General features: G+C 70.4%; 6 protein-coding genes. 2 read left to right on the forward strand and 4 right to left on the reverse strand.

The features are described from left to right. Positions 1-67: 67 nt before the first annotated feature. Complete coding sequence (locus tag U9R90_RS11060) at positions 68-820, forward strand: SDR family oxidoreductase (RefSeq protein WP_411056246.1); 753 nt, start codon at positions 68-70, stop codon at positions 818-820. A 44-nt stretch (positions 821-864) separates the two neighbouring features. Here the strand turns inward: U9R90_RS11060 and U9R90_RS11065 are convergent, their stop codons facing one another. Then, entirely contained in the window at positions 865-1,932 is a 1,068-nt protein-coding gene (locus U9R90_RS11065) for an SIS domain-containing protein (protein WP_411056247.1), read from the reverse strand. 276 nt (positions 1,933-2,208) lie between these two features. Here U9R90_RS11065 and nagB point away from each other — a divergent pair, with 276 nt between their 5' ends. Beyond that, positions 2,209-2,994 (forward strand): glucosamine-6-phosphate deaminase, encoded by a 786-nt coding sequence (nagB, locus tag U9R90_RS11070; RefSeq protein WP_411056248.1) that lies wholly within the window; start codon positions 2,209-2,211, stop codon positions 2,992-2,994. Positions 2,995-3,099: 105 nt separating this feature from the next. Here the strand turns inward: nagB and U9R90_RS11075 are convergent, their stop codons facing one another. Genes U9R90_RS11075 through U9R90_RS11085 form a run of 3 tightly spaced genes read right to left on the reverse strand, consistent with a single transcriptional unit; the run spans position 3,100 to position 6,488 of the window. Then, positions 3,100-4,599: a glycoside hydrolase family 3 protein gene (locus tag U9R90_RS11075; protein WP_411056249.1), complete on the reverse strand. Its 1,500-nt coding sequence runs from the start codon at positions 4,597-4,599 to the stop codon at positions 3,100-3,102. Positions 4,600-4,608: 9 nt separating this feature from the next. Beyond that, complete coding sequence (locus tag U9R90_RS11080; RefSeq protein WP_411057707.1) at positions 4,609-5,460, reverse strand: carbohydrate ABC transporter permease; 852 nt, start codon at positions 5,458-5,460, stop codon at positions 4,609-4,611. A 5-nt stretch (positions 5,461-5,465) separates the two neighbouring features. After that, complete coding sequence (locus U9R90_RS11085) at positions 5,466-6,488, reverse strand: carbohydrate ABC transporter permease (protein ID WP_411057708.1); 1,023 nt, start codon at positions 6,486-6,488, stop codon at positions 5,466-5,468. Positions 6,489-6,546: the final 58 nt, after the last annotated feature.

Genomic DNA, 6,546 nt, shown 5'->3' on the forward strand with positions numbered 1-6,546 from the left:
AAATCTCGCCGGATCTCGCTACGGTTTCTTTCTGTAACGACCACTAGATATTTGAGGGGGCGTCGCCATGGGCACGCTTGCGGGCAAGACGGCACTGGTCACGGGCGGCAGCCGGGGCATCGGGCGGAGCATCGCCGAGCGGCTGGGACGAGACGGCGCACGGGTCGCCGTGCACTACGGCAGCAATGAGGCGGCGGCGAAGGAGACGGTGGCCGGTATCGAGGCGGCGGGCGGCTCCGCCTTCGCGATCAGGACCGAGCTGGGAGTGCCGGGCGCCGCGGCGGCGCTGTGGGCGGAGTTCGACCGCGAGGCGGACGGCCTGGACATCCTGGTGAACAACGCGGGGATTGGCGTGGCCAGGCCCTTCGCCACGATCGACGAGGCGGAGTACGACCACCTGTTCGCGGTGAACACCAAGGCGCCCTTCTTCCTGGCTCAGCAGGGAGCCGAGCGACTGCGGGACGGCGGGCGCATCATCAACATATCCAGCGGTCTGTCGAAGGCGGCCCTGATGCCCGACCTGATCGCGTACGGCATGACCAAGAGCGCCCTGGACATCTTCACCCGCTACCTCTCCAAGGTTCTGGGCCCTCGGGGCATCACGGTCAACGCCGTCGCGCCCGGCATCATCGACACCGACATCAACGCGGAGTGGCTGCGCGCCACACCCGAGGCCTGGGAAGGGGCCGCGGCCTACTCCGCCCTCGGCCGGGTCGGCGTCCCGTCGGACATCGCCGACGCGGTGGCGTTCCTGGCCTCGGACGACGGCCGCTGGGTGACGGGGCACTGGCTGGACGCTACGGGGGGCTCGCTGGCGTAACGGTGGTGTGAGCGTGGGGCGGGTCGGCGGGCCAGTGGGTCTCTTCAGTGGGTCTCCGTGACCTTGGCGAGGGCGCGGGGGGCGTCCGGGTCCTGGCCGCGGGCGATGGCCATCTCGTAGGCGAGGAGCTGGAACGGGATGACCTCCAGGATGGGCTGGAGCTCCTCGGGTACCCCGTCGGTCGGCATCACGAAGCCAGCCGAGGCCTGCTCGACCTGGGCCTTGGGGCCGACGACCGCCAGGTCGGCGCCGCGGCCGCGCAAGCGGTCCAGGACCGGTTGCAGCGCCTCGCCGCCCTTGCCGTCGGGGACCACGGCGATGACCGGGGAGATGTTGTCGACCATGGCGAGCGGGCCGTGCAGCAGGTCGGCGCCGGAGTAGGCGAGGGCGGGGATGTAGCTGGTCTCCATGAGTTTCAGCGCGGCCTCCTTGGCCGTCGGATAGCCGTAACCACGGGAGGTGATGACCATGCGCTCGGCGAAGCGGTAGCGGGAGGCGAGCTGCCGGATCTCCGGCTGGCGGGCCAGGAGCCGCTCGGCGAGGTCGGGGAGCGCGGTGGCGGGGGCGCCGTCGCCGTGGATCAGGCCCTCCACCAGGAGATAGAGCGCGAGGAGAGAGGCCGTGTAGGTCTTGGTGGCGGGGGCCTTCTCCGGTCCGGCCAGGATGTCGATGTGGGCCTCGGAGACGGCGGCCAGCGGTGAGTCCGGGTTGTTGGTCACCGCGAGGGTGATCGCACCGGCCTCGTGCGCGGCCCTGGTGGAGGCGACCAGGTCGGGTGAGCCGCCGGACTGGCTGACGGTGACGACCAGGACGTCCGTCAGATCGGGCTTGGCACCGTAGGCGGTCGTCGTGGACATGGAGGCCAGGCCGCACGGCAGCCCCAGGCGGACCTCGATCAGGTACTTCGCGTAGAGCGCCGCGTTGTCGGAGGTGCCGCGCGCGGTGAGCAGGACGAAGCGCGGCTTGCTGTTGGCGATCCGGTCGGCGACCTCGCGGATGCGTGGGGCGCCCCGGTCGAGGACGCGGCGCAGGACGGCGGGCTGCTCGGCCGTCTCACCGGCCATGATGCGGCCGGGCTGCTCACTCTGCGTGGCCGAGGTCGTGACGGACATGCTGGGTACCTCCTACCCCCACCGTCCACGGGGTGCCGGCACCCGGACGGGGCTCTCCAGGTACCCCGCTTGGGAGGCGGCGGGCCGTCCCGCGCGGTACGGGGGCGCTGGTCCGAGTGGGTCGGGGCGCTGGGATTTTCGCGTGGGGCAGAACCAGTCGACCACGGAGGGCCGCGGGCCCGCCAGCCGGAGCGGTTCCGGGCGCGTGGGCCCATCGGCTCTGTTAGATTGGTCTATACCACATCTCTGTCCCCTCACCAGATCGGCAGGCCCAGCGTGGAAGTTGTCATCGTCCCGGACGCCAAGGCAGGCGGCGAGCTCATCGCGGAAGCCATGGCCGATCTGCTGCGGCGCAAGCCCCACGCGCTGCTCGGCGTGGCCACCGGCTCGACCCCGCTGCCCATCTACGAGGCGCTGACCGCCAAGGTCAAGGCCGGTGCCGTGGACGCCTCGCGCGCCCGCATCTGCCAGCTCGACGAATACGTCGGACTGCCCGCGGGGCACCCGGAGTCCTACCGCGCCACGGTGCTGCGCCAGGTCGTCGAGCCGCTCGGGCTGACCGAGGACCACTTCATGGGCCCGGACGGAGGCGCCGAGGACGTGACGGCCGCCTGCACGGCGTACGACCTGGCGCTGGCCGATGCCGGGGGCGTGGATCTGCAGTTGCTCGGGATCGGCACCGACGGGCACATCGGTTTCAACGAGCCGTGCTCGTCGCTCGCCTCGCGCACCCGGATCAAGACGCTGGTCGAGCAGACCCGGATCGACAACGCCCGGTTCTTCGACAACGACATCAGCCAGGTGCCGCACCACGTCATCACCCAGGGCATCGGGACCATCCTGGAGGCCCGGCACCTCGTGCTGCTCGCCACGGGTGAGGGCAAGGCCGACGCCGTGGCGCAGATGGTCGAGGGACCGGTCGCCGCGCTGGTGCCCGCGTCGGCGCTGCAGCTGCACCCGCACGCGACGGTGGTCGTGGACGAGGCGGCGGCGTCCAAGCTGAAGCTGGCGGACTACTTCCGCCACACGTTCGACAACAAGCCGGACTGGCAGGGTCTGTAGGCCTCCGGGGCCACCACGTCACCGGTCAAAGGGAAAGTGCCGGGCGCCCCTCGCGGGGTGCCCGGCACTTTCGCGTTCCGGAGCCAGGGGACGGACCCGGCTCCGTCACGCGCCCGTGATGGCCTCCGCCGCGGCCAGGCCGCAGACGCGGGCCGCGCCATGGGTGGCGATGTGCAGCGCGCCGCGCGGCGGCGCCTGCGGGACACCCATCTCGACGACCACCGTGTCGGGGCGGGCGGCGAGCAGGGCGTCCAGGGCCGAGCTCATCCAGGCGTGCCGGTGCGCGTCGCGGACCACGGCGACGATCCGGCGGTCGCCCGCGGCCTCCAGTACCGAAGCCGGGGTGCTGTCGGGCGAGAACGTACCGGTCTCGGTGCCGGGGAGCAGCCGGGCCAGCTCCGCGGCGATCCCCCAGGGTGTCTCGGAACCGACGGCGATGTTGGCCACCGGCGTGAAGGCCGCGACGTACGGGGCATGGGTCAGCGGGCCGTCCGCCACCGCGGCACCCTCGGCCCGGGTGACCGTGAGGGCGCGGCGCGCGGCCACCAGGCCGATGTCGCTGGCCGGAGCGGCGCCCTCGCGCAGCGCCGCGTGGGCCGCCGTCCACTCCCCCAGCGCCCGTACCCGCGCCGCCGCCTCGGCGAGCCGCCGCTCGGGCAGCTCCCCGGAGCGGACCGCGGCGACCAGCGCGTCGCGCAGCAGCAGCACCGTGTCCTCGTCGGCGAGCCCGCCGCCGACGCACAGCGCGTCGGCACCGGCCGCGACGGCCAGCACACTGCCCCGCTCGATGCCGTAGGTCGCGGCGATCGCCTGCATCTCGACCGCGTCGGTGACGATCAGTCCGTCATAGCCGAGTTCCTCGCGCAGCAGCCCGGTGAGGATGCGCGGGCTGAGCGTCGCCGGGTGCTCGGCGTCCAGCGCGGGCAGCAGGATGTGCGCGCTCATCAGCGCCTTCGTACCGGCCGCGATCGCCGCGCGGAACGGCACCAACTCCCGTTCCCGCAGCACGTCCAGGCCTACGTCGATCCGGGGCAGCGCGTGGTGCGAGTCGACCGCGGTGTCGCCGTGCCCCGGGAAGTGCTTGGCGCAGGCGGCGACACCGGCGGCCTGCAGCCCCTCGATGTAGGCGGCGGTGTGCCGGGCGACCAGGGCCGGGTCGACGCCGAAGGACCGTACGCCGATCACCGGGTTGTCGGGGTTGGAGTTGACGTCGGCCGACGGCGCCCAGTTGAGGTTGACCCCGCAGGCGGCGAGCCGGTTGCCCAGCTCGCGGGCCACGTCCCGGGTCAGCGCGGTGTCGTCCACCGCGCCCAGCGCGTGGTTGCCGGGGAACGAGGAGCCGGTGCGTACCTCGAGCCGGGTGACGTCGCCGCCCTCCTCGTCGATGGCGACCAGCACGTCGTCCCGCTCGGCGCGCAGCTGCGCGGTGAGCGCGGCCAGCTGCTCGGGGTCGGCGATGTTGCGGCCGAACAGGCCGACAGAGCACAGGCCTTCGCCGATCCGGCGCAGCAGCCAATCGGGGGCGCTGGTCCCGGTGAAGCCGGGCTGCAGCACGGTGAGGGCGTCACGGGTCAGTGTGTCGGTGCCACGGGTCAGGGTCGTCATAAGTCGGGTTTATCCCTTCACCGCGCCCGCGGTCATACCGCCGACGGCACGTCGCTGGAGGAACAGGAAGACGATCAGGACGGGAATCGTGAACAGCGAGGACGCTGCCATCGTGGCACCCCAGTCGCTGCCGAACGCCGTCTGGAACTGGGTCAGCCAGAGCGGCAGGGTGTGCGCCTCGGCGTCCTTGTTGAGGATCAGCACCATGGCGAACTCGTTCCAGGCGGTGATGAATCCGAAGAGCGAGGTGGACATCAGGCCCGGCGCGAGCAGCGGGAAGATCACCTTGAAGAAGGCCTGGGTGCGGCTGCAGCCGTCGATCAGCGCGGCCTCCTCCAGCTCCTTGGGTACGGCGGCGATAAAGCCGCGCAGCGTCCAGATGGTGAAGGGCAGGACCATGACGAAGTAGATGACCGTCAGCGTCGGGATGCTGTTCAGCAGGTCGGCGTCCCGCATGATCATGTACATCGCGATGACCATGACCTCCCAGGGCGCCATCTGCGCCAGCATCACGGCGAGGACGATGCCCTTGCGGCCCTTGAACCTCATCCGGGCGATCGCGAAGCTCGCGGCCAGGGCGACGATCAGGGCGAGCAGGACGGCGCCGATGGTGACGGTGAGGCTGTTGGTGACGTACGTCCAGAACAGGTCGACGCCGGTCGCCGTCGGGTAGTGCTCGAAGGTCGGGACGAAGACGAAGACCGGGTCCTTGGTGAGGATCTCGCCGCTCGGCTTGAGCGACGAGGAGAACATCCAGTACACGGGGAAGAGGAAGACGACCGCCAGGCACAGGGCCAGGGCGTTCTTTCCGATCTTGCCGAACAGCTTGGCGCGCCTGGCGCGGCCGGCCGTGAGGGACACGTTGCTCACTGCTCGTCCTCCTGCTTCAGGATCAGGCGGAAGTAGAAGGACATGACGACGACCAGGATGAGGATCGTCAGTACGGAGATGGCCGCCGCCATGCCGTACTGGCCCTGCCCGCTGCCGATGATGTAGGCGAAGACCGGCAGGGTCTGGGACTCGCCGTCGGGGCCGCCCTGGTTCATCGCGTACACCTGGGCGAAGGCCTTGAAGACCCAGATGACCTCAAGGAAGGTCGTGATCAGGAAGAAGGGCCGCAGGATCGGGAAGACCACGGACCGGAAGATACGGGTGTTGGTGGCGCCGTCCATCCGGGCGGCCTCGTAGAGCTCGGCGCCGACGGTGGTCAGTCCCGCGTACATGTTGAGCGCCACGAAGGGGACGGAGCCCCACACGATCAGCACCATGACGATGGTGAGGGTCGAGGTGCCGGTCTCGAACCAGTTGTGCTGGTCGTAGCCGGAGAAGCCGAGGGTGCGCATAAACCAGTTGGCGACGCCGAACTGCTCGTCGAAGAGCCACCTAAAGACGGTGACGGAGGCGACGATCGGGGTGGCCCAGGCCATCAGCAGCGCGATCGAAAGCACCAGCCGCATCGCCTTGCCGAGCGAGTTGAGCAGGATGCCGATCAGCGTGCCGATCACCATGATCAGCAGCACGGTGATGCCCATGAAGACGAAGCTGCGGACGACGACGGTCCAGAACGTCGAGTCGGTCAGCAGCTCGCCGAAGTTGTCGAAGCCGATCCACTTCGGCTTCCGGGTGATCAGTTCCTTCCGGTTGACCTGCTGGAAGGAGAGGATCAGGTTGCGGATCAGCGGGTAGCCGAGGAGTACCAGCAGCGACACGGCCGCCGGTGTGAGCAGCAGATACGGAAGCAGCCCGGTGGGCAGGCGCCGTCTGCCGCGAGAAGGCGTTGGGACTTCCTTGGGGCCTGAAGGGGGCGGCGGGGTCTGCGCGTCGCCTGCCGCCCTCCCGGGTGCGTCCTCCGGTGCGGAGGCCACCACTCCCTGGGAGTGCACGGTCATGATCTTCTTCCTCGCGGTTCTGGGCGGGTCCGGGGCGCCGAGCGGTCCCCGGGACCGC

This window comes from Streptomyces sp. E11-3 (assembly GCF_046540415.1).
Lineage (GTDB): Bacteria > Actinomycetota > Actinomycetes > Streptomycetales > Streptomycetaceae > Streptomyces.

What these genes read in the sequence shown, in the direction of transcription:
- U9R90_RS11060 (WP_411056246.1), top strand. Translation starts at nt 68, where the DNA reads ATGGGCACGCTTGCGGGCAAGACGGCACTGGTCACGGGCGGCAGCCGG.
- U9R90_RS11065 (WP_411056247.1), bottom strand. Translation starts at nt 1,932, where the DNA reads ATGTCCGTCACGACCTCGGCCACGCAGAGTGAGCAGCCCGGCCGCATC.
- U9R90_RS11075 (WP_411056249.1), bottom strand. Translation starts at nt 4,599, where the DNA reads ATGACGACCCTGACCCGTGGCACCGACACACTGACCCGTGACGCCCTC.
- U9R90_RS11085 (WP_411057708.1), bottom strand. Translation starts at nt 6,488, where the DNA reads ATGACCGTGCACTCCCAGGGAGTGGTGGCCTCCGCACCGGAGGACGCA.